The sequence below is a fragment of the Okeania sp. KiyG1 genome, from assembly GCF_014132355.1.
GTDB lineage: Bacteria > Cyanobacteriota > Cyanobacteriia > Cyanobacteriales > Microcoleaceae > Okeania.
In genome coordinates this window covers 1-24,829 of record NZ_BLZO01000169.1, presented here as the reverse complement: position 1 = coordinate 24,829, position 24,829 = coordinate 1, and the positions used below count along the sequence as shown (strand labels likewise).

Below are 24,829 nucleotides of genomic sequence, written 5' to 3'. Positions count from 1 at the left end.
TGTATCTTCATTCAATAATTTTAATTCTAAACTAAGACGCATCTTAATTTTATATTCTCTGTTAGGGAATTTTTTTCGAGTTTCATATTTATAAATTTAAAAGTTAAAAATAAGACCTTGTACAGTGACGAATGATTTTAGATTTTTGATTGAATTTGATTTTGGATTAATCAATTGCTAGAATGATTAATTAGGGATTGCTGATTAAATCTAAAAGTCTTTACAGATAAAGGTAAGTGCCTTTTTAAGTATCAAAAAGTGCTAGGTTTTAGGTGGTAATGATTCAAAAATTTAGGATTTTGGTCAAGAGTTGGGCAGAAAAATCACTATATCCGATTCTTCCTACTATCTCCTCTATAATTCCCCTAACTCCTGACTCCTCCCCTCACTCACAAGACTTTTTCAACAAACTCTAATTAATGGTTTTTTTTAGTCAAATTCTAACTAATTTTTGGCAATATCATTCCATAGCGTGCAACCCCAAAAATAAAGTCATACCAAGCGTGATAAATGTTTGTTACAAATGGTAGGGACGTTGCATAGTCCGTACGAAAGAAAGAAGAGGGAAGAAGGAAGAAGGGATAAATGTTTAAAAAAATGGAAAAACGATATAAATAACTCTCTAAAATGAACTATACTAGCTATTTTTAAGCATATCCGATCGAGGTCTACCTTTTTGTAGCATTCTTTTTTCAAATTGGTATTATTACTGTCACTCAAGCAAGATAAATTTGTAAGCATTCAGCTGTCAGCTATTAGCCATCAGCTATTGCTTTTAGTTTTAGATAAAAGCTTTACTAATTTAGGCAGAATTTATACTTAAGGAGCCATGTAATAATAAGTTGTACAAATTTTATCTGGGATAAATTGTGAAATATAGCTTCCATTAAAAAAACTGTTCAAGTTATTTTTACACGACTACTAACTATAAAAGCTGGCGCTCAACAGTCTATATTCATTAAAACCTCATCATGATAGCTGATAGCTGACTGCTAATAGCTGTTAGCTCCGCATTCCGCAGGAAATGCTTACATAAATTTAATAATATTTCATAGCAGACCTAGAACTGCTACATATCTTTATTCAATAATTTTAATTCTCAGCTAATATAAAATCCGGTTTAATAGTGATTGTATAGTTGGAAGTAGGGGACCCACCCCTAACCCCTCCCAGGAGGGGAGTAGGGGAGTGGGGAGTGGGGAGTGGGGGAGATTAAATATTTAAGTAATTATAGAATTATCAACATATACTATATAACCGGATTCTATATAAGACCAAGTTTAGTTTTATAGTTACTAAATCTATAGAAAAATATTCCTAGACAAGTGTTTTAATTAAGTGTTACCTTAACGGGGTGAACTACAACACCACGCCAGTTGCTTCAAGTCGGGAGACCCGCCCAACGCACTGGCTCCTCTATCCCATTGCTAAAAGCGTTTGGGACTGCTTTTCGTAATACTATATTTTGCCTGTTGGCTTTCCCAAAATTGAGATATATAGCTTAAATGTTTAACAAATTTTTAACAGCTTAATAAACATCACTAAAATTATATAAAGCTTTGAGCAAATATTTGTATGAGGAAAAGTTTTTCCCACTATTGCCTGTTCCCTACTATTATATGGAGCTACTGATATATCAAACGCAATATTTTCCCTACTTCCTACTTCCTTCTTCCTTCTTCCTTCTTCCTTCTTCCTTCTTCCCTCTTCCTTCCAAATTAATCAAAAATATCTAAAAATACCCCTAAAATTCTGTTAATAGGACTAAAAGGAGCTAAAACACCCCTAACATTATCACTCAAAGCCGCTCGACCAGAACGACCAACTAAAATCACATCATTATTAAGTAAAGTAGGATTAGTTTCCTCATTAACTTCCGCAGAAAAATCTACTTGTACCTGACGACGAGTAACCGTACCATTTGGATTAAGACGAATAAGCTCCACTTCTTCAGTTTCAGCTCTTCCCTGGTTAAAACCCCCTGCCGCTAATAAAGCTTGATTAAGCGTACTATTCGGAACCATAGAAATTAGTCCAGGGTTAACAACTTCTCCAATCAAATTAATTTTTAGATTACCAGGAGAAAAACTTGATGCAGTAACTTCCGCTAATTCATCCAAATTAACTTCATCTGCTACTGGAACATAAATTGTATCCCCTGACTCTAAAACTAAGTCCTGGTTTAAATCCCCATTTTGCAGAAGTTGCCAAAGGTCTACTTTAATAATTTGTTCCGTACCAGCACGAGTTAGTCTGCGCACCCTAATTTGTCGAATATCCGCAGATGGAGTAATACCCCCTGCCATTTTTATTGCCTTAGTAACAGTATGCAACTTAGTATTTTGAGCAGATGAAACATTATTATCTGCTTCCGTAGAATCTAAATTTTCTTCTGTAGCTGAAAGCAGACTTTGGTCAATACCTGTTTCTAATATATATGGACCAGGTCGTGCCACCTCTCCCACCACAGCAATATTGATAGGTTGAGTATTAGTACCAGCAAAATTAGCATTTACTAATTGAGCAGACTCTACTGGATTAACTTCAGTAATACTAGGGACAAATAAAGTATCCCCATCCCGCAGAGGAATATCTTGACGCAAATTACCCTCTTGCAGTAGTTCCCATAAATTAATACTAATGACTTGCTCTGGAGCATTGAGTAGGGTACGACGAATTTTGATTTGCCTAATATCTGCTGAAGTCGTCACTCCACCTGCAACCTGTAACGCTTTAGTCACTGTAGGTAATTGAGTCCCACCTTGAACATCCTCCCCTCCATCAACAATAGGAGAAATAGTATACGAACCAGGATGTTGGACCTCTCCAGCGATCGCTATTTTTAATGGACGTGCTGCTAAGAGATTGAGATTAACTATAGATATTTGTAGATATTCCCCGTATTTTTCTTGAATTAATTCTTTTGCTTCATCTAAAGTCTTTCCCTCAACCAATACATTACCTATCAATGGCAAATTAAGAGTCCCATCAATTTGTACTTTATGCTGGCCATTTTCTCCACTATATTCTGGCATATTGAAGATATCTATTTGAACGCGATCGCCACTGCCGAGTGTATATGCTGTTGAGTCTGGCAAAGGAGTTTCTGGTTCAGGAATAGATATTGGTTCTGGTGCTGGAGGAAGCAGTGGTGGTTTTGGTTCCGTACCTTCAGGCCAAGATTCTGTAAATTTGGGTAAAGTTGAGTTTGCTGGTGGGGTCTGAAATTTTTGAGAGAGGGGTTGAGCTTGTGCAGAATATGTCAATCTCCAGCAACTGCATAATAAAACTATTACTCCATAACTTAGATTTTTGGATAAAGATTTTATTAGCAAAATTTCATCTTCGCGGTCTCTAGATTTATTTTGCCTCATTGCTGATTCCCTCCCTATTTTTTTTACGCCAAATGACCTGATTTTTCTAAACTACTAATTATATGAGCTACACTTTCCTCTAATGTTTCTTTATCTGTGCAACAAATAATTTCTGGACTTTCTGGTGGCTCGTAAGGGTCATCAATACCAGTGAAATTTTTAATTTCTCCTGCCCTAGCTCTGGCATATAATCCTTTTACATCACGTTTTTCACATACTGCTAAAGGTGCGTTTATATATACTTCTATAAAGTTTTCATCCATTTCCCTAATTTGATTGCGTATTTCTCTGTAGGGACTAATTGCTGCGGTAATTGCTACTACTCCGTTACGGCTAAGGAGATGAGCTACAAATCCAATTCTCCGGACATTTATATCTCGGTCTTCTTTACTAAAAGTCAACCCTTTTGATAGATTTTCTCTAACTATATCTCCATCTAATATTTCTACTTTACGACCTCTTTCTCTTAACTTTTCTGCCACAACCTTACTTATAGTTGTTTTCCCAGCTCCACTTAAGCCTGTAAACCACAAAATGAATCCTTTTTCCATTTTAAGTTAATTTTTGCGAGTTTTGACTAATTCTATATTTTACCAGAATTTTTGAATTAGTAGGTAATACTCATGTAAATTTTTTGACAAAAAAAAATAAAATTTTACAGCGCTTTTCATCCGAGTAGACCACAAAGTCAGCAGTCTATTGTGAGATTCGTAGCCCTTGTTTCACCTACCACCTAATACCGTTTCACGGAAGTCAAAAGTCATGCATCCAGTGCGTAATTCTGAGGTTTCCATTTCCTGCGGAAAGGCTACACCAACAGAATGTAATATCATGTCCGGTTAAATAGTTATAAATAAACGACTCAGGATTCAGGACTCAGGAGGAAAGAAAGAAGAAGAAAGAGGAAGTTTTTTTTATCACTAATTATCCGGACATGATATAAGACACAGGTCTGACAGTTAAAAGTAATATTTTTAGAACTCAAAACTTTAACAATACAGTAATTTCACCGAAATTATTTCACATCTACACATCTAAAGGAGTAAAACTATTTGTAATATTCTTTTTTCAAGCTTGGTATAACACCTACCACCTAACTTTTTAACTGTGGTTTACCCATCTAAAAACTGCTGTAGGCCATCAACCTGTTAATAATTTTATTTTTTATTTACTGAATGGGGGCTATCTAAACCGGATAATAATGGGTAGATAGTTGAAGCTTCGTTTTCATTCTTTCATAATCTTTAGAATTAATTGAGGTTTGAATTTTAAATCCGCTTCTATTCGTCAACCCACTTTAATATTCTTTTACTTAACCCCCTTTTTTTCAGTCCTAGTATTACTTACTCCCCACAATTATTGGTAAATATTTTAGTGCTAAAAATCGGTATAAAAGCAAATTAAATTCATAAGTTATTTCAAAACATCCTGATTCTCTCTTCAATATCCGTATCAGAGAATAGATACTCTCACACGGATAAAACCTATGCAAAATTACACAGCGATTATTTTTTCCTTTTTATTATTGCTAGGTAATGCTCCTAGTAGCAAAGCTTTAATCACTGACAATGAAGTAGCATTATCTTCTACATTTTTCAGAGGTTCTGCTCGAACTAGAACTCATGACGAGCGTGTCAGAAAGAGAAGCATACGAGCTTTTGTAAACACAATTTGTACTTCTGAGCTTGAAAGTGACAAATGTCCTCATCGTGGTAGTGGACGCTGAGGTTCAGAAAAATGTCTCCTGTGATATTAAGTTTGAATTCTTAATTATATCTTTGCTCAAATAGTTTGAGCCTTTGGTTTGACAATCTTAAATATCTGAAAATTTGTCAAAAATTCTCTTGTTAATTAATGAATGAGAGAATTTTATTTTCAGTACCATAAAGTAAGCTGTTAGATATTTAAACTATATAGCTTCAGACCTTTAACTTTTAACAGAAAACATAAAATCTAAATGGTTTATTAACTTTAGTAACCATTGATACTACTGCTATAAGTGGGATCGATGGTACTTTTATATGCTATATTGATATAGAATTGATATATATATGTATGTCAGTCAAAAGTACACAGGGTGTCAAAATCTACTAATATAACAAACTATTTGCACGCTGAATTTGCGTGCCTGCTCTTATGCCAAATCCAAGACGTCTCAAAGATGTATATTTGTTTGGCACAAGAGTTGTATTTGGCTGACTTTCTATTGTTTAAGTATCATCATTGTTAGCATATTTTTAATTTTTAATAGAGGATGATACTATGCCTGTTATGTTTTTGTTATTTTGGGGATTGTAATGAAAAATGATACCGATCTGATTAATAGCCTTAGCCCGAGTGCTATGGATCAGATTATGTTATATCTGGCGTTTAGTGCTATGAGGACGAGCGGGCATCGTCATGGAGCTTTCTTGGATGCAGCTGCAACTGCGGCTAAATGTGCGATTTATATGACCTATGTTGAACAAAATCAAAATCTGCGCATGACAGGACATCTGCATCACATAGAACCTAAACGGGTTAAAGTAATTGTGCAAGAAGTAGAAGAAGCACTCACTAAAGGTAAACTACTAAAAATGTTGGGTTCTCAAGAGCCTCGCTATTTGATTCAGTTTCCCTATGTGTGGCTAGAAGAGTATCCTTGGACTCCTGGGCAATCAAGGGTTCCTAGTAACAATCTTACTACTGAGGAAAAGCGATATACTGAAACTAAACTGCCCCCTAATATGCCTGATGCCAAATTGATTAATTCTTTTCAGTTTATGGAATTAATTGAGTTTTTACACAGACGGTCTCAGGAAGATTTACCAGCAGAACGCCGAATGCCTCTGAGTGAAGCTTTAGCAGAACATATTAAACGTCGCTTGATTTATTCTGGTACGGTTACAAAGGTGGATTCTCCTTGGGGAATGCCTTTTTATGCCCTAACTCGATCTTCTTATTCCCCAGAAGATCAGGAGGAACGCACTTATATCATGGTCGAGGATACAGCTCGCTATTTCCGTATGATGAGAGATTGGGCAGAACAAAACAATAATGTAATGCGTATTTTGGAGGAGTTTGATATTTCTCCAGACCGCTATGAGCAAGCTAAAGAAGAGTTAGACGAAATCATTAGACATTGGGCAGACCGCTATCATCAATCAGACGGAAAACAAATGGTGGTACAGATGGTTTTTGGCCCCAAGGATGATTAGTCTAATTACTTGTAAACTTCGCTCATTGAGGAGTTAGAAGTTATTCTAGCTCCTGATTTAATTGAATTTTCAAGTGAAGGTGGCTAATTTGTAATTAGCTTATTAAACAACTTTATACCAATTTTATGTGAGGCTGTACAGAATTAGGCGTTAGGTTGTAGGTGTTGGGTGTTATACCAATTCTATGTGAGGTAGCACAGATAATGGTGCGATATAGTTAGGACTTATGCATCTCAACGTATTTCCGTCCGAAGCTACTGATAGGCAAGTAATCTCAAGTCATAGTTTTTCGTACTTCATGGGTAAGTCCTGATAGTATCAGGATAATTAATTATCGTATAATTCAGTAGTTATAGTACTTGCAAATAGGTCTGTGACATCGATCTATGCTTTTTACAAAGCCTTTGAGCAGGAAAAACTTAGCCAGGGATTACTTCGCGCCTTCTGATATAGAATCAGCTTACATAGGACATAGCAGAAAGAACAAGGAAGAAGAAACAAGGAAGAGAGAAAAGTCTTACGTTATCTGAGTTTTAAACTTTTTATATCAAATCCGCCTAATTGCACATAGATCCAATAACCTGATAATAAGCATTTTAAGCTATTGGTTGTGAGGTTATTTAACCGGATTTGATATTAACTGTCAAACACCTTTCCTTCGACTGCTATATATATAGACTTGTAGCTTTATAACTACAAAAAACTGACAAACCCAAGTCAAGTAAGGATTTTAGAGATTTTCGTGACATCTGTAATTACTGCTGTTTCTTAATTTGAGCAATTTTTTCCATCAATCAATTTAGAGACAAATCTAATATATCTTTGTAATTCTATAATTACTTCAAGCCTTCAATCTCCTCTACTCCCCTAATCTCCATCTCCACACCCTCAACTACAATAGTAAATTCAACCGGATTTGATATGAGTCCTGACTTCTTAGTTGCCCGTAGATTTATAGAACTTGGGAAAAAGGAGAAAGGAAGGAAGGATCTGAGTGGAAAAACATCTTAGAATATTCCAGCATTCGATCTTTACATTAAATGAAACTAGAGTGGCAAAATATAAATCACATTGCGGTATTATCATTTTAGTAAGCTTCTAGGCAGAGCCAAATTCTTTACTCCAAAATACACTAATTTTTACTTTTGAGCAATAAAGGCTGTATTGTTCATCTATCAATATTTTCAGCTTTTTCTAGAGGGGTAGGAAATAGAGGTGCGAGCTGTGCTATCGCATCATTTTTCGCCCTAAATTACACCCAAAAAAGGTATGTTGAACTAATTTTGCTAATTTGATTTTAAATAACTAATGCTTAAATTAATTTTTGATAATTTTTAGTTATTTTACCGAAAGATTGGGTTTAAAGCCTCCCCCTTTTAGGGGGACTTTATGTTATGCTTAAATTCACGGAAAGGTATTCAACCGCTCTAAAAACCTATAGCTACCTAACTTGTAGCGTTTGCACCTTGAAAACTGCGGTCAGACCCCGCGTCGCCGTCAGCTCGCTTGCGGAATGCTGACCAAGAGAAGAGTTATGGGGTTTTGTACAGGAATGCTTGTACTTAGGAATTGCTCGCTCGCAACAAGTATCAGAGAACCAAAGTTTTTTTAAGGTTTGAACTGTACCGTAGGGCATACGGGAACAGGCTCTTGGAATAGAGCAAACGCGCAGGCGTGAGAACCATCCCTGGGTTAGGTGCCGCAAGGTGTTTAATTTAAGTGGACTCGTTGTTGGCGTAGCCTTGCGGAGCGCAAACCAAGAATCCTGGTTTCAGGAGAATCTCCGCGCCTTTAGACCGGAGAGTATGTCAATATCTGTAGCTACTTATCCAAGACATGGACAAGTTTAAATAGGGTTTGCTGAATAAGTCTTTTTAGAGAGTAGGGGAGTGGAGGAGTAGGGTCGTAGGGTCGTAGGGGCGAATGGCATTTGCGCTCCGCAAAGCTGCGAATGGCGTCCGTTCAGGAGTAGGCCAGGGCTAATTCTTTGTCGTCAGAAAATATTATCATGAAATACATTTAATTGTGCAAATAGCTGCGAATTCCACAATAGATGGCTGACCTTGTGGTCTACTCAGGTGAAAAGCGTTTTAATTATTCGGTAATTTGTAATGTTTGACTACTCCCCGCAGCTATTGCCGAGGGGATTCTAAGTTGATACTACGCAACAGGATAAATCCATATTGCTTCGTTTTTTCTTAGCTGACCAAAGATATGCTCTTTGGGGACAAGTCAAAGTGCCCCTACACAGTCGGCTTTAAGTTTAACCCTAGCTTTCTGCTTACTTTTGTCTAAACGTTTGTAGATCGAGATAATAACACAGGACAACTAAAGAAGTCTTGTCTAAACGACTCGCTTGTTTTCATCCCCCGGTTAAAACACGAGGGCTTTCAACGTCGCTTTTCGGTAATTAGCAAACTGCCCAAACAACTTCACTGTAAAATTATTCAGATAAATTTTTATTATTTAGCACAATTTTCTATAGCCTCCTTCAGCATATTCTAGTAACTCTTCCCAAGTCATCCTACTAACTTTCCGCAAATCAATACTTCTTCCACTCCTAAAAATTATTGTCGCTCTTGTTCCTATAATCGTTTCTTGAATATCAACCACTAGATAATTCCGCTTATCTTTTCCCCAGTGAACTTCAGCTTCATCCCACAACTTCATTCCTTTACTTTTAAACATTTGATTTTCCATCCATTTATCATCCCATTTGTAAGGATGCCAATTGTCTTTAAGTGCTTTAATTAAAAAATTATTTGGTGCATCAAAATCTTCTCCATTACTTTTTTTCCAATACCAATAAGAGATCGTAGTCCTAAAAGCATCTTCCAAATCTTGAGAACAGTAATAAATTGCTTCTTCTACTTCTGAATTCAAAAAATCTACACCTATGGTAGTCAAAGCAGGAACATACTTTTTAATTATTTATTGGATACCTTCATCTAATTATAAATAAAGCAAAATTTTGCCTCCATTTTATAAACCAGATAATTAATTAATTTGCACAACTAAAAGGGTAGATTTTAAAGATTATTTTCCCATATTAATTGGCATATAATTAGGGTTTGCTGAAAAACTATTCTTGCTGTTTATAGTAGTCAGTAGTCAGTAGAAATCGTAGATTGAGAGAATCTAATTGGAACAATTATTTCTCAAAACTTCCCGTTTCATCTTCTCCTAATCCTTGCTTTTTGCAGATCACGAGAGCAAAAAACTGGCACTTTTTTCACACAGATAATGGCTCAAATCTTTAGTTGATCAGCTTTTTCTATTTATTCAGCAAGCCCTAATTATTTGATATTATTTTGTACTTTTTCTTTTGAGTTTAATATCAAATCCGGGCGTTGGTGAATCAAGCTATGAAACCTAAATTTTGCCAAATATAAAATGCTTTTCAATTAATAGCTAGGCTATCGCCATTAAAGCACAATCATAGCCGAAATCACCAACGCCCAAATCCGATAGCATCTGTGCTATTCAGTGTTCAAGATATGTAGGGGCGAACGGTCGTTCGCTCCTACTCAATAAAATGTAGAAAAATTTTTGATAAATTGTATAATATCCCCGTTTAGACAGTGTTGACAATTAGTTGAGGTTTGTAGACAAGAAGTGGTTTTTCATTAATGAATAATTGATAATGGATAATTGATAATTACAAGAAGGTTAAAACCGTTACGGAATTGAATATAAGGAAATATTATTTCTTCTCTTGGTCGATTGGATATGGTTAGGAAACCCATCCATCCCACCCTACGGGAAGCTCCGCAACGACCGCTTTTTTCCCCTTAAAAGGGGAGGCTTCAAGGCGCGAATTATTTAATTATTAATTAGTTAATTATTCGGTAAAAGACTATCCCCATCCACTTCTTCCTTCTTCCTTCTTCCTTCTTCCTTCTTCAAGACTTAATCACTCATTTTCAGGAGAGGGAGAAACTTCTACTTCTTGCTCATTTATTGGTGAAGAAATAGACTCTCCATCCTCTTGACCTTCTTCTGTAGTAACTGGTTGTTCTACTTCTTCTTTTTCAGAACTTGCAGGAGACTGAACTGCTTCTTTCTCTTCTACATTATTAGACAATTTTACATCATTAAATAAAGGTCGATTAAAAGCACCTATCTTAAAACCTTCAACATCTGAACTACTAACATAACTCCACATCCAACCAGGACTATAAAGTGGCATCATCACTGCATTTTCCAACAAATATTTCTGAACTTCTATAACTTTTTCTTCTCGTTCTTCTAACTTAGTTGTAGTTCGCATTTCTGTTAGTAATGTATCCAGTTCATCACTGTGATAACCCCCCATCCAACCAGGGGAATGCCACAATGTATAAAGAAAATCTGGGTCATACCAAGACCAACCCATCATATCAATAACACCATTACCTTCTGTTTGACTATTTTCCTGTTGTATTCTGGCATTAAGAGTGCCAATATCCATTGTTTCTAACTTAGTTTTGATTCCCACTTCTTCTAGCTGAGTTTGAAAATTTTCTATTACTTTTTGACGGTTTCCTCCTTTCCAAGTTAAAAGAGTTATTTCTAATGGTTCATCCTCACTATAACCAAGTTCATCTAATAGATTTTTTGCTTCTTCTGGGTCTGGTTTAATACTAAACTCCGAACAAAGTTTTTCATCACTAGGAAACATCACATCCGCGATCGGGCATTCGGAAGGTTTAACTAAACCTGCAAATACTTCCTCAGTTGCTTTTTTGGGGTCTATTGCATAAGTTACTGCTTGTCTTGCTTTCTCATCGTCAAAGGGAGGTCGGGAAGTAACGAACTCTAAAAATACTATTTGACCAGTATTCTCAGCAGTATGAAGCTTGAATTTTGAGTCTTCCTCAAGAGCAGAAATTTCTTCTAGTGGGGGTTCAGTTAAATGAATTTCTCCAGACTTGAGTGCTGCTAAATGCGCTTCCCTTTCTGGCATAGTTTTAACGATCAATTTTTTGATGTAAGGAGTACCAGAATTTTCTACCTGTCGCCCATAATTTTTGTAGTTTGGGTTAGCCTCCAGTACAAGTTGTTCCCCTTGAGTCCACTCAGTAAATTTGAATGGACCTGTACCTATTACTCCTTCTATGCCAAATTTGTTGTTATAGGTTTGAATGGCAGAAGGACATATCATGCTGGAGTAAGGATCGGCGAGAAAGCGGAGAAAGGGACTAAAAGCTTGAGACATTTTGACTGTAACTGTGAGGTCGTCCACAACTTCAACAGTTTCTATTGGTCCCCAACTTTCTGTGGTGTAGTTTTCTGTCTCAGGGTCGATCGCTCTGTCGATGGTAAATTTAACGGCATTCGCATCAAAGGTTGTGCCATCATGGCATTTGATATTTTCGTTGAGTTTAAAGGTATATTCTTGGCCGTCATTGCTGACTGACCATTCTTTGGCTAGGTTTGGTTGGATTTTTCCTTGGTCATCGAAGGCCAAAAGCGTGTCGTAGATTTGATCGATTATTTGTCTAGATAATGGTGATGTTGATTTGTGGGGGTCGAGGGTGTCGGAGTCACTGTAGCGCGCCCAAACGAGGGTACCTGGTTCGGGGATGGTTGGTGTTTCTGAGTTTGTGGTGTTTTGGATGTTGTTGCAGGCGATCGCTAAGGTGGCAATTATTGATGCTACTGCTATAAAACGCCAAATTTTTTGATGAGTTAGTTTCTTGAAAAAATTGTTTAGAGAAAACATCATTAAAATATTAATTTTTTTTTATTTAGCGAGCAAAATTTATAATCACATCACAAAATGTGCTGTATATTTTTCGATGTAGGGGCGAATGGCATTTGCGCTCCGCAAAGCTCCGCTTTACATGTCGCGGAGCGTTAACGGAGTTATGCGGTAGCAAAACGCCCCCTACTTATAGCGTATTGTCTAAGAATTTGCGTAAGTCCTTTCAACAATTAATAATTAATAATTAATAATTAATTATTAACAAATACATCTCCTTGAAAACGGATAGGATTGACTAATCATGAAAATTTTTATTTATTATCCCCTTAAAAGGGGAGGCTTTAAACCACAATTTTTCGGTAAATTTTTAGATTTGACCACAATGCGTTAAGTTTTGTTAAAATATAAAATGTAACCTTCATAAATAATATTAGGTAAAACTTTGTTAGACGAAAAGGCGAAGAAAACAATATTGCGTAAGATTCCTCACGGATTATACATCTGTGGTGTTAAGGATGGTGAGGAAGTTAATGGTTTTACAGCCAGTTGGGTAATGCAAGCATCTTTTGCGCCTCCCCTAATTGTTAATTGTGTAAATAAAGATTCTAAATCCCATGCCATGATTAAGGCTAGTGGGGTATTTTCTCTGAGCTTTTTAGCAGCAGAACAAAAAGATTTAGCTCAACAATTTTTCAAACCTCAACGTCGTGTGGGAAATAAATTTGAGGATATAGAATTTTATCTGGGAGAAACTGGGTGTCCAATTATTTCAGATACTCTTGGTTATGTGGAATGTAAAGTTGTTGGTGCTGTGGAAGAAGGCGACCATACTGTATATGTAGGAGAAGTAATTGCTGCAGGTGTACATCGTGAGGGAGACCCTCTATTGTTAGAAAGTACAGGTTGGAATTATGGTGGTTAATTGTCATATATAGCAATTCCCATGTTGGTGAGGTACAAAATTCCTTTGTTTTAGAAAGTAGGGAGTAGGAAATAAGAACAGAACAAAAACAACTCTACCTCAGTAGCTTAAGAAACACTATATATTAATTGGCACTCAGTGATCGGCTTTTTGATGTTTATGAGTGCTATATAGATATAGTTTTGATGAATAGCTCTTTAGCTCATATCTACTAGATTAAGCTATAACCATTTTTTTGTTAATTTATTACTTTGCCGATTAAATCTAAAAGCATTGACATATAAAGACAAGTGCCTTTTTGGTATCGAAAAAAGTGCAAATTTTTCAGCTCTTCATGCTCAAAAATTTGATATTTTAGGCGCATAGTTGGGCAGAAAAATCATTATTACAATTCTTACTCCTACCTCCTCTAAATTCTCCTGTCTCCTGTCTCCTGCACCTACTTAAAGACTTTTTCAGCAAACCCTAATTATTGATTGATTTATGCCACTAATTAAAGTTCAAACTTCTGTTTCTAAACCAGAAAAAGATAAAATTGACAGCCTCTTAAAAAACCTTTCCTCTGGTATGGCGAAGCATTTTGGCAAACCAGAATCTTATGTAATGACTACTTTTGAATCAGATATTCCCATGACTTTTGGTGGTAGTAGTGATGAACCTGTCTGCTACATGGAAATTAAGAGTATTGGTAGTATGAACCCTCAGCAAACAAAAGGAATAAGTCAAGATTTTTGTCAACAAATTAATCAGGTTTTAGGCGTACCAAAAAATCGAATTTATATAGAATTTTCTGACGCTAAAGGTTCGATGTGGGGCTGGAATAGTTCCACATTTGGTTAAATTTTCTACCTTTTTTCCGAGAATTATATAGGGTAGTTTTAACTCATAATTGAGAGTGAGTAAATTATTCATAATTTATGTTAAAACTGCCCTCATCAAAATATTAAAAATTACAGCGTTTTTCATTTAAGTAGACTACAAAATTATTTCGGGTTAGGGAGTAGAGACCCACCCTTCGACCGCTTTTTTCCCCTTGAAAGGGTCGGCAAAGTAAGCTGAATTATTTAATTATTAATTATTAATTATTTGGTAATAGTCGTGCATTGTCATTATTTTTGTTACGAGAACAGTGGGAGCATCTTGCTCCCATCCCAGGTATTTCTTCTTCTTTGTGCGATAAAATTCCGCCTAAATTAATCAACAAGGCGGAGTAATTAATTCAAGAAATAATACTTATATAGCGCTTCTCAAATTAGTGATATACAGTTGTTTTTCTTTTTTTCTATCCCCTGTTTCTCCAATTACTACTCCCTACTCCTTACTCCCTAAAAAAAACGAATTTTGTACCTCACCAATATGAGAATTGCTATATTGAATAATTCCCATAGCAAAGAATGGGTTGCTTAGGACTTATATTGATAATAAACCTTAGAGAGGGAAATATTTTTCCCACTGTTGCTTGTTGCCTGTTGCCTGTTGCCTGTTGCCTATTCCCTATTCCCTATACTTTAACTTACTTTTAACATAGAAGTATTCAACAAATCACATTCTGAATCTTTTGAATTCCAAGCTAAACCATCAAAAGCAATTTTTTCAATTAAACTAGCTAACCGTAATGCTTTAAGAGCTTGTTCTCCTCCAACTGAAGGTTGATTTCCTCCACCAACACAATGAATAAAATGCTCTAACTCTGCATGAAGAGGTTCAATATTGCTAGTATAAACCTTTTCAATTAAACCATCCTGACGATAAAGAACCTGACCATAATCAGTCACATAATCTGCTGTTGTTTGACGGTGAATCAGAATTTCATTGTTAAGAAAATCTGCCTCTGTCAAAGAATTTTTACAGTGAGCAATAATAGAACGTAATTTTTTATGTGTCACCTTACTAGCAGTTAAAGTCGCCACAATACCATTGGCAAAACCAAGAGTAGCTGTTACATAATCCAAATTTCCAGAACTAGAAACACTACTTCCACTAGCAGTTAGTTTGACAACTGGAGAAGCAACTAAATCTAGTAACAAGTCAATATCATGGATCATTAAGTCCAAAACTACAGACACATCATTAGCTCGATGAGAATAAGGACTCATCCGATGAGCTTCTAAGGCCAATAAATCTTCAGTTTTGAGGACTTTACTAAGTTCTTGAAAAGCAGGATTAAACCTTTCTATGTGCCCTACTTGTAAAATTAGGTTAGTTTCAGCAGCAGTATTTACCAAAAATTCGGCCTCGGCGATACTAGCAGCAATAGGTTTTTCCATTAAGACATGGACTCCTGCTTCTAAACAAGTCATCCCTACAGCGTAATGCTGAAGGGTCGGGACTGCTACACATACAGCATCAACATGAGGTAAAAGGTCTTTGTAATCCTCAAAAAAACGAACTCGATATTTACTAGCAGTATCGAGTCCTCTTTCCACATTAATATCTGCGACACCAACTAATTCTGTATCTTTGAGTAAATTTAGGACACGGGTATGATGCTGCCCCATATTACCAACCCCAATAACTCCTACACGAAGAGATTCTGGTTGACCATGTTTCGTAAAAACGGATGAATATACTTTAGACATTCTATTTAGCACTCCTAGATTCTCCTCCACCACACCTATTTAGAGTAAGGTAATAGGTTTTTTTGTTCAGCCTTTGCAAATTTATCTTATATTTGCTGGCGGGAGCTAGTGCTATAGCTGTAGCTGAAGTCAAAAGTCAAAAGTTAGAAGTCAAAAGTTAGAAGTTAGAAGTCAAAAGTCAAAAGTTAGAAGTCAGAAGTTATAAATTAAATTTTCCCTGTTCCCTGTTCTTTGTTCCCTAACAGTTTTCAATATCTCACAACTCAAAACCAGTATAACTATCGCTATATCTAAAAAATTATCAAAATAATATGGGTCTAAAACCCCGCGTTTTAAGGCGAAATATTTTTGGAGGTTTGCTCAAATCCCCGTTACAAAAATAACTTCTTTACCGAATAATTAAGGTTTAAAGCCTCTCCTTTTAAGGAGAAACAAGAAAAAATTTTCCTTTGATTCAATCCTCTTCCTTTTAGGGAGAGGTAATTATCAATTATCCATTATCAATTATCAATTATTGAAGGGCGTTAGCGGCAGCTTTGCGTCAGGAAATGGCCATTCGCCCCTACTTCCCCTCCTGGGAGGGGTTAGGGTGGGTTGGGAGGGGTTAGGGGTGGGTTGACTTCTGACTCCTGACTTCGTTAAACCCAAATCTAAAGAAAATATTATGATTTTCCCAATTTACTAAAACTCTATGAAATAATTAACTTCAATAAAAATTAAATTGAGGCCAGCAAATATAAAGGTCTTAAATATAAAAATCTGAAAACACCAATCTCTTGTTTATAAAGGGTTTGGTGTTTTCTAATTTTGAGGTAATTTCTAAGAGTCGAAGCAATCAAAAATTAGCTCAATATTTTTCGATGAAAACAATAGTAATAAAAATAGGCACTTCCAGTCTGACTCGTTCTGAATCTGGAAATTTGGCTTTATCCACAATTGCTAGCTTGATCGAGACTATTACCAATCTACGTTCTCAGGGACATCGAGTCGTTTTGGTTTCTTCTGGAGCAGTTGGTGTAGGTTGCGATCGCCTAGGACTAACTGAAAAACCTCGTAATATTGCCATGAAGCAAGCAGTAGCAGCAGTGGGTCAAGGAAGACTAATGCGAGTTTACGAAGACTTGTTTACATCTTTGCGACAAACAATGGCCCAAATCTTACTGACTAGGAGCGAGCTTTCACGACGTAGTAGCTATGTCAATGCTTACAATACATTTCAACAATTGTTACGAATGGATGTAGTCCCAATTGTGAATGAAAATGACACTACTGCTGTGGAAGAACTGAAATTCGGAGACAACGATACTCTATCAGCTTTAGTTGCTGGTCTAGTAGAAGCTGATTGGTTATTTATATTAACCGACGTTGACAAGTTATATTCTGCCGACCCTAGAAATAATCCAGATGCTTTACCTATTACCTTAGTAGAGCGAATAGAACAACTCGAAGAATTTCAAGTTGAAACTGGAGATTCTGTTAGTGGACGAGGAACTGGTGGAATGATTACTAAAATTGAAGCTGCCAAAATTGCCACAGCGGCAGGAGTACGAACCGTCATTACTGATGGCCAAATTCCTGCTAATATACTAAAAATTCTGAATGGAGAATCCATTGGGACTCAGTTTGAACCTCAACCACAACCAGTAAATGCCCGCAAACATTGGATCGCCAATATTTTAGTACCTGCGGGCAAGCTTTATCTGGACATGGGTGCAGTTCAAGCAATTTCTGAATCTGGTAAATCTCTACTAGCTGCTGGTATTACTCAAGTAGAAGGAGAGTTTTATCCATCGGATGCTGTAGAACTGTGCGATGAAGAAGGTGGGGAAATAGCTAGGGGACTTGTGAACTACAGCAATACTGAATTGCAACAAATTCTGGGTTGTCGCTCAGAAGATATACCTGATATTTTGGGCTATACAGGATCTGACACAGTAGTACATAGGGATAACCTTGTCATCAAATGTTAACAGCCTTCAACTGGAAGTCAGTCCTCAGGAGGACCGAGTCAATTGTTCTGCCCAACTATGCGCCTAAAAATACGCTCAAATTTAAGCGTTTTAGACGTGATACCAAGCACTGCAATTCGACCTCAAAAAGGCACTTGTCTTTATATGTCAATGCTTTTAGATTTAATCAGCAAACCCTAATTAGGGTTTGCGCTCATAAAGTATTAGTGGTAGGGGTAGGAGACAGGAGACAGGAGACAGGAGGAACGGGGAATTATAGAGGAGATAGTAGAAAGAATCATCCCTTGATTTTTATGTCCAACTCTTGACCAAAATCCTAAGATTTTGAACCTGAGTCGCCTAAAACCTCGCACTTTTTGATACTTAAAAAGGCACTTACCTTTATCTGTAAAAACTTTGAGATTTAATCAGCAAGCCCTAATTAATTATTAATTATTAATTATTAATTATTAACTAGACAGTGCAAAGTTCTAGGAATAACTATTGCTAGCTAAGGCTTTCAGCTATCTAACTTGTAGGTGCTGTAAGCCTTTTCCAGTAATACTTTTAGTCTTGACAGCTAATCATTCTTTAGAAGAACTTTGTACTCTCCAGTTATTAATTATTAATTATTAATTATTAATTATTAATTATTGAACTTCTTCTTCAAATCATTGTTTCTGGTGGAGCAACATCGGAACCAACTACTAAACTACCTTTAGTAGATTTTAATCCTGGTGTTTGAGTAGTTTCTAAATGTTTATCTGAGTGAGCAACTGAATCAGGAGTGTCTAATTTATCTGGAGTAAGATTTGCTCCTGGACTTGGTTGTTGAGACATCCAATTTAGTCCACCTACTGCGCCGGCCATTAAAGCTGTATAACCTACATATAGATGAATGGGACCTATACCTAATCCAATGTTCTTATTGGATTTAGACCAAGATGGCATTAACCCTTGAAGTGGATCGGACATAGGTAAAGCTTCTGCTAAAGCTACTCCATCAAATCCTAAAGCGTTACCTATACGAAAGATGAATCCTCGAAGATATACATCTTCTGGTAGTTCCTCTGTTTGGCCTTTTTCTATGGCTTCTAGATAATGAAGGGGTACGAAGGTTTGTTTATGAATTTGTTTCATAGATAAACAACGCATTTTTCGTGCTTTTTGTAGTTTTTCCCCTAGTTGCTGTAGATATGTATTTCTTTCTTGAACTAATAAGGCTGCTTTTTCTGCTTTTGTGAGTTTTTTTCGCCGTTTTCGTCGATTATTTTCTGGTGGTAACTCTTCTAAGGAGTTTTGGTTATTTTCTGAGAGATTAGTTTCCATGTTTTGGGTATCTATGGATGCTAAGGTTGATTCGGGTGTAATGTCTGATTCTACGGTAGTAGTTAGGTTGGTACTCATGTTTGTTTGAGGCTGATTTTGGTTATTTTGGATTAACTGTTCCTGATTCATTTTTTGGTAATTAATATTTTCTCTCTGCTCATTGATATTGTGAGAATGAGAGTAAATTGGGTCTGCTGAAGATGTTTTTTCTTCTGGTATTAATGTTCTAGTCAAGTTTTTTAGGCTGAGTTTTATTGGTTCTAGTCCTAACGCTTCGATTTGAGATTGGGTTTGAGCTACTGCTTCTTCTAGAGAAGTTTTTATGTCAGTCAACATTACACTATATACTTGGCTAGTATAAGTTTCAGCTTCGATATTACTCAGTAGCGATCGCCAATTATCTTGACCAATTTCTATAGGAATATGCCCAGAAAAACTATAACCAGATGTAGGTTTTAATTCCATAGTTATGGTTTTAGTTTTATATATAGTTAATAGGAGTAATCTAAGTAATTTATTCTGGAACTTACTGTTAATTCCGGATATAAGAAGCGTGAAGATTTAATTTTTGTTTTTTATACAAGTTTCCAAATATTTCAGTTTCTTCTTTTCCTGGCAAATTTTTCTAACGAGTAACCTTTAATTTATCTATTGCGAAATAGTTTTTGCCATATTTAATATAGTCATTAATTTTATATACAGCAGTTTTCGATTTTATTTTATAAGGTACAAAGTTTTATGCTTTAGGGAACAGGGAACACTTAACTGGGAATGAATAAAAATTATAGATTAGTCTCAAACTGTACTTCACGCTTCCTAAAATTTGCTGTAAATTTTATAGATAGATTAATTGCCTACAAATTAATAATCCAGTTAAAGTATCAATAGAAAGTGCAATTCTACAAAACTATTAACTGAATATACAAATTTTTTTCTCAGATAATTATTGAAAACAGTTTATAGAAGTTGTCAGATACATAGACTACAGTGACCAAAGCATTATCCTAATGCCTATTCGCTACTCCCTAAACCAAAATAATTTTGTAGTCTACTTAAATGAATTGCGCTGTAAAAATGCAATTTTACTGACTACTTGTAAACTCGATCTAGTAAAAATAGTCCTACAACAATTCCGATAAAATGAGCCACAATAATGTGAGTATTACCCAATAGTATAATAATATCCGGTGTAAATTTTTCTAGTTCCGTAGAGTTAAATACAGACGCTCCCATAACTAATGATTCGCCTAATAAAATACCTCCAATTGCTTCTGCTCCTAATAAAGTTAGAGCCATCCCAGCCAAGTTAGTAATTAAAGTCCTTTTCACTTGTTGAGTTGTATCTGCTCTACTTGGCCTTGAAGAAGCTTCAGGCTTTCGTAATTGCCTTGCCAAGCGAGTGTAACGAAATGAAAAGAAGATGCTGACTCCTAGTACTACAAGCCCACAAATTGGAAACAATAGGCTGCCTCCTGCACCTCCTTCATTCATTCGATCAGGTAAAATGAAAACAGCAAATAAAAACATGAAGCCTGAAATTACCCCCAAGACAAGTTGGGACCAGAAACAAGCCCATCCGCCTAACCGGAGTGAATTAGCTACTTGCTTAACAGCAGTTGGTAGGTCTGATAAGTTTGACATATTTATGCTTATGTATTTGTCAATGCTTTGATATACTCACGACGTTGTGCTTGAGAGAAAACGCTACAGGTGGTTTTTGTTTCTCGCGCACCGACCTGACCAGATTAATCTTGTCTGGTGTGACATCTCCCACACTATAGCGTCAAATTAGTGTAAGCTCTCTCGTTTCGTAGCCCCGGTCTCTCGTCGGGTTCCACGAAGCTCTAAGGACGTCTGGGTCCTGTCGCCCTATTTTTTATATTTATCGCGATATTTAAGTCGCGGTCTATTACTATGTCGCAATGCGGACAAGAATGAGTTCTTCCTAAAGTCTCCTAAAGACTTGCCAAAACATTCTTGGAGTTTGCCCAATAAGAGACTGACGCTAGCGATATATAGACCAGTGGCCTAAATATACTTAAAACTTTAACATTTATGCTGATGTTTGAGCAATATGAGAAATGTAGACTTATATTCCCATAAGATTCTGAATTGAGGATTACAGTAGGGGCTTTCTGCGGATATTTGATCGAATTTTGGCAATGTGGTTGACTCTAGGTCAACTCCTTTTAAAAATATATTTAAGAATTGTAAATAAACAACTCTATTTGTAAACTTTATTAAATTCGAGACCCATTGATTATGACGCAACCACAACCTACTACTAAACCTAATCTGGATGAACCAAAATTCGGTTTTAACCAATATTCAGAACGTCTGAATGGCAGAGCTGCTATGATTGGCTTTGTATTAACTCTGGCAATTGAATACTTTACTGGAGAAGGTTTACTATCTTGGTTAGGTCTCAATTAAAGTTTTAGTTATACCTAAATTATACAGAGGGCTACTAGCCACCATATATAATAGGGATTAAACCAATACAAAAGTCTATCTATAATAAAAATATAGTAGAAGTATATTGTTGGTAAGCCTAATATTGTCAAGCACTTACCAACAATTTCTATCTAGTTTGCAACTATACTGCATTAATCTCAATTATTCCTAGAGTGAGAATTAGTTCTCTGTAGCAATTAATTCACTTTCCACATTGACAATTTCAATATATTTAGTATTAATTAATTGCTAAATATTGAATATGCAAGAAAAATCAACAGTAATTTTCTGATTTAAAGTTTAATATGGCAATATAATAAAAGTTATACGTAAATATAGTCATATATAGTCAAGTAATGTCAAATATCTTCGTTGATTTATACAAGCATAGCTACTAAATATTTGACAAAATTTAATAACTCCAAGGCTAAAGGTTTAATAGTATAATGAAATTGGCACGCTTAGTTTCAGACTAAATAATCAGAAAAATTCCGCGCGTCCTCGAATCCTAATATAATTTTAACTCCTTGATTTATGAAATTAGTTGAGAGACATATCCCATACAAAAATCATCGGTTTTATGCTGAAATTGATCGACTGTGTTTATTGTCTAAAAATCTCTATAACTATGCTAATTATTTAGTTCGTCAGTCTTTTATATTTGAAAAGACAAATCTATCTTATTATGACCTGCAAAAAACACTCTCGACTCAATCAGATTATCAAGCAATTCCAGCTAAAGTATCTCAACAAATCTTGATGGTACTAGATAGAAACACCGAAAAGTTTTTAGCAGCGAACGAAGTTTATCAAACAGAACCCATCAAAGTTTAATGCTCGTCCTCGTCTTCCTAGATATAAAAATAAAATAACGGGAAGAAATCTTGTAGTTTATACCACACAAACCATCAGCAAGAGGCAATTAAAACAAGGAATTATTAATCCAAGTAAAACAGGGATTTATCTCAAAACTTTAGTGCCTACTTCACAAATTAAACAAGTTCGTCTCGTCCCTAGACTTAACCATTATGTAATAGAGGTGATTTATGAGAAATGCGAAAAACAATACGAGCTAGAAAAAAATCGTTGTGCCAGTATTGATATAGGATTAAACAATTTAGCTACATTTTCATGTCGGCGACAGCCGAAACTTTTAATCAAGCGCCGGAATAAAACCCAAGAGTGATAAATGGCAGACCGTTAAAATCTATCAATCAATACTATAATAAAGTTAAAAGCTTCCTACAATCTCAACTCCAGGAAAATCAATCAAGTAAGAGACTGAAAAAGCTTATGTAATAAAGAGAGAATTTAAAATCAATGATTATCTTCATAAATCATCTCGTTTGATTATTAATACCCTGATTAATCAGAAAATAGGAACATTGATAATAGGGCACAATGAAGAGTGGAAGCAGAAGATAAATTTAGGGAAAAGAAATATTTCATAACTTTGTATCTGTTCCCTATAACAAGTTAATAGAAATGTTATCTTATAAAGCCAAGATGGTAGGAATAGATGTAATTATTACAGAAGAATCTTATACCTCCGCATCAAGTTTTATAGATAATGATTTGATTCCTGTTTACAACAAAAGTGAGAAAAATCAAGTCACCTTTTCTGGAAAAAGAATAAAGCGATGCAGCGCGGCCAAAGGGGTTTTCCCCCATGAGCGACTGCATCAAGACAAAGAGGAATGCAATTGTACCGCAAGCATTGGATTAATCAATGAGTTACGTCAACGGTTCTCTAAACATAATGAAAAAAGCAGCTCCCTTATGTCTTTGACCATGGGATAGAGGGTGTTGTAGTTCACCCAGTCAGAGTAACACCTGCAAAATAAGGATTAGTCATATTTGACTATATTTTTACGAACTATAGTTAGTTTATTAATATCTATAAGGATATAAAGGGCATTTATTAGACAATTAGTTAATTCCCTTGAATCTAAGAAACTTACGAGTAAATTTAAGTTGTATCAAATTAAGCTTATGATTGAAGCTTTATGGCCAAAATTCTTGAAGGCTGCTTATCGAAAAGAGCCTTTAGCTAGTTTTTTCGTGACAGTAGGATCGGTTGATGCTGTTATTGGTGGTTTAGGGGCAAGTTGGTCTCTGTTTTTCCTGGGGATGAGTACAGTAGGAGTCGCTATTATATTACGTTTCTGGTTGTTACAGCGTTCTCATCTCGATCGACCTACTCCTGTTCCAGAATATTATCTACCGTCTAATTCTTCTCGTCCACAACTGCCAATTTTAAATAGAAAGAAAAATCATCTTCCTTAAAATTATATGATCGGCAATAATTCTTCATCTCCTATCAAAATTAGTCAAGCTTTTGATATTCGTGGCTTTTTGATTAAGATTAAGCATATACCTTATTTATGAGAATATTGCCTTACTAGACCATTCTGTAGAAAACTATAGTCATTTAACTTTAGATTGAGACAAAACTTTCTTGTTATGAGGGAGTTTCAAACGAAAAAACGTCTCATCTTTAAGTTAAACTACTATATAACCATATTTATAGTTTATTTGAACACTCGGTACTTGGTAAACTTACTTTGATTAAGCAGGCTAAGTTTATAGAGTTGAGCTTACATGAGATTAGTTTTCAGATAGAGATATTAAAAATTTAGCTATAGGAAATTATTCAGCACTGGGAGCATCAACTATCAAGAAGATTAGGTAAGTTTAGGTAAGTAACTTGTCCTAAAATAAAGTATAGAATGCGGACATTTATCTATTTATTATTCTCTACTTCCTACTCCCTTTTCGCTCAAATTTATTGTCAAACGCTAAAGATGGTACTGTTATATATGTGGAGAGTCTAAAGCAATAGTAGTAGGTAAGACATTTCTTACAATTCAGGAAAAATTAAGGACGGTTAGAAGTTGAGAAAAAAAGTTTTAGTGCCTGAAATGATTATTTGTTAAAGTCGATCGAAGTTTTATCAAAAAATAAAAAATGGGAACCCTCGGTTCCCACTTTCCTGATTTTTTAGATTTTTTCTGAGTTGCTGTTGTTGCTTTTTGACTTGCCTTAATCTAGCAGTTCCTCCTCTCCCTTTAATATTTCTTCCCTGGTAACGAGGAGACTCCCACCTTTTTAATCTTTGTGCCATATATAAAAATACCACCTCATTTTAGTAGAAGTGGGCAGAGAGAGACTCGAACTCTCACGACCGAAGTCGCCACATTTTGAGTGTGGTGCGTCTACCAATTTCGCCACCCGCCCTTACTTTGACTATTATAATCATTTCTTGTCAAATTTTGCAAGAGATCCAAATATTTTTGACTACTTGACCATCTATCAATTTCTCTAGCACGCAATACAGGT

General features: G+C 35.7%; 18 protein-coding genes, 1 tRNA gene and 1 pseudogene. 10 read left to right on the top strand and 10 right to left on the bottom strand.

Going from position 1 to position 24,829, the window contains the following annotated elements; translation table 11 throughout:
• Positions 1-1,718 precede the first annotated feature (1,718 nt).
• Entirely contained in the window at positions 1,719-3,374 is a 1,656-nt protein-coding gene (locus tag SAGCYANO_RS37180; protein ID WP_202224625.1) for a polysaccharide biosynthesis/export family protein, read from the bottom strand.
• 23 nt (positions 3,375-3,397) lie between these two features.
• Positions 3,398-3,925 (bottom strand): adenylyl-sulfate kinase, encoded by a 528-nt coding sequence (gene cysC, locus SAGCYANO_RS37175; RefSeq protein WP_202224624.1) that lies wholly within the window; start codon positions 3,923-3,925, stop codon positions 3,398-3,400.
• A gap of 935 nt (positions 3,926-4,860) precedes the next feature.
• On the opposite strand from cysC, the gene SAGCYANO_RS37170 reads away from it, so the two are divergent.
• Positions 4,861-5,100 (top strand): hypothetical protein, encoded by a 240-nt coding sequence (locus SAGCYANO_RS37170; protein WP_202224623.1) that lies wholly within the window; start codon positions 4,861-4,863, stop codon positions 5,098-5,100.
• Positions 5,101-5,671: 571 nt separating this feature from the next.
• Positions 5,672-6,571 carry a heterocyst differentiation master regulator HetR gene (gene hetR / locus SAGCYANO_RS37165; protein WP_202224622.1) on the top strand — a complete coding sequence of 300 codons (900 nt, stop codon included), beginning with the start codon at positions 5,672-5,674 and terminating at the stop codon, positions 6,569-6,571.
• Positions 6,572-9,037: 2,466 nt separating this feature from the next.
• Here hetR and SAGCYANO_RS37160 read toward each other — a convergent pair.
• A complete protein-coding gene (locus SAGCYANO_RS37160) occupies positions 9,038-9,478 on the bottom strand; it encodes a hypothetical protein (protein ID WP_202224621.1) in 441 nt (146 codons plus the stop codon).
• Positions 9,479-10,484: 1,006 nt separating this feature from the next.
• On the bottom strand, positions 10,485-12,278 hold the full coding sequence (locus SAGCYANO_RS37155) for an ABC transporter substrate-binding protein (RefSeq protein WP_237397050.1): 1,794 nt from the start codon (positions 12,276-12,278) through the stop codon (positions 10,485-10,487).
• Between the two features lie 421 nt (positions 12,279-12,699).
• Between SAGCYANO_RS37155 and SAGCYANO_RS37150 the strand changes: the two genes are divergently transcribed.
• Complete coding sequence (locus tag SAGCYANO_RS37150; RefSeq protein WP_202224620.1) at positions 12,700-13,179, top strand: flavin reductase family protein; 480 nt, start codon at positions 12,700-12,702, stop codon at positions 13,177-13,179.
• Positions 13,180-13,662: 483 nt separating this feature from the next.
• Positions 13,663-14,019: a phenylpyruvate tautomerase MIF-related protein gene (locus SAGCYANO_RS37145; protein WP_202224619.1), complete on the top strand. Its 357-nt coding sequence runs from the start codon at positions 13,663-13,665 to the stop codon at positions 14,017-14,019.
• Between the two features lie 668 nt (positions 14,020-14,687).
• Here SAGCYANO_RS37145 and SAGCYANO_RS37140 read toward each other — a convergent pair.
• Positions 14,688-15,758, bottom strand: coding sequence for a Gfo/Idh/MocA family protein (locus SAGCYANO_RS37140; protein WP_202224618.1), 1,071 nt, complete (start codon positions 15,756-15,758; stop codon positions 14,688-14,690).
• Positions 15,759-16,618: 860 nt separating this feature from the next.
• Here SAGCYANO_RS37140 and proB point away from each other — a divergent pair.
• Positions 16,619-17,728: a glutamate 5-kinase gene (proB, locus tag SAGCYANO_RS37135; RefSeq protein WP_202224617.1), complete on the top strand. Its 1,110-nt coding sequence runs from the start codon at positions 16,619-16,621 to the stop codon at positions 17,726-17,728.
• A gap of 645 nt (positions 17,729-18,373) precedes the next feature.
• Here proB and SAGCYANO_RS37130 read toward each other — a convergent pair.
• The 3 genes and pseudogenes from SAGCYANO_RS37130 to SAGCYANO_RS51035 form a co-directional block, all read right to left on the bottom strand.
• Complete coding sequence (locus tag SAGCYANO_RS37130; RefSeq protein WP_202224616.1) at positions 18,374-19,501, bottom strand: helix-turn-helix transcriptional regulator; 1,128 nt, start codon at positions 19,499-19,501, stop codon at positions 18,374-18,376.
• Between the two features lie 624 nt (positions 19,502-20,125).
• Positions 20,126-20,677: a DUF3611 family protein gene (locus SAGCYANO_RS37125; RefSeq protein ID WP_202224615.1), complete on the bottom strand. Its 552-nt coding sequence runs from the start codon at positions 20,675-20,677 to the stop codon at positions 20,126-20,128.
• 203 nt (positions 20,678-20,880) lie between these two features.
• Positions 20,881-20,970, bottom strand: a pseudogene (locus tag SAGCYANO_RS51035) (hypothetical protein); the annotation flags it as partial.
• 328 nt (positions 20,971-21,298) lie between these two features.
• On the opposite strand from SAGCYANO_RS51035, the gene SAGCYANO_RS37115 reads away from it, so the two are divergent.
• From SAGCYANO_RS37115 to SAGCYANO_RS37095, 5 genes are all read left to right on the top strand, one after another.
• The gene (locus SAGCYANO_RS37115; RefSeq protein ID WP_202224614.1) at positions 21,299-21,469 is read left to right on the top strand and encodes a hypothetical protein; all 171 of its coding nucleotides are present in this window, start codon (positions 21,299-21,301) and stop codon (positions 21,467-21,469) included.
• A 555-nt stretch (positions 21,470-22,024) separates the two neighbouring features.
• Positions 22,025-22,324: a transposase gene (locus SAGCYANO_RS37110; RefSeq protein ID WP_202224613.1), complete on the top strand. Its 300-nt coding sequence runs from the start codon at positions 22,025-22,027 to the stop codon at positions 22,322-22,324.
• Positions 22,325-22,466: 142 nt separating this feature from the next.
• Complete coding sequence (locus tag SAGCYANO_RS37105) at positions 22,467-22,676, top strand: hypothetical protein (protein ID WP_202224612.1); 210 nt, start codon at positions 22,467-22,469, stop codon at positions 22,674-22,676.
• A gap of 299 nt (positions 22,677-22,975) precedes the next feature.
• A complete protein-coding gene (locus SAGCYANO_RS37100) occupies positions 22,976-23,290 on the top strand; it encodes a hypothetical protein (RefSeq protein WP_202224611.1) in 315 nt (104 codons plus the stop codon).
• Positions 23,291-23,482: 192 nt separating this feature from the next.
• Positions 23,483-23,776, top strand: coding sequence for a hypothetical protein (locus SAGCYANO_RS37095; protein ID WP_375340063.1), 294 nt, complete (start codon positions 23,483-23,485; stop codon positions 23,774-23,776).
• 667 nt (positions 23,777-24,443) lie between these two features.
• Here SAGCYANO_RS37095 and SAGCYANO_RS37090 read toward each other — a convergent pair.
• Together SAGCYANO_RS37090 and SAGCYANO_RS37085 are read right to left on the bottom strand one after the other, a co-directional pair.
• Positions 24,444-24,614, bottom strand: a complete 171-nt coding sequence (locus tag SAGCYANO_RS37090) for a hypothetical protein (RefSeq protein WP_202224610.1) — start codon at positions 24,612-24,614, stop codon at positions 24,444-24,446.
• Positions 24,615-24,645: 31 nt separating this feature from the next.
• Positions 24,646-24,727: transfer RNA gene (locus SAGCYANO_RS37085), tRNA-Leu, on the bottom strand.
• Positions 24,728-24,829 lie beyond the last annotated feature (102 nt).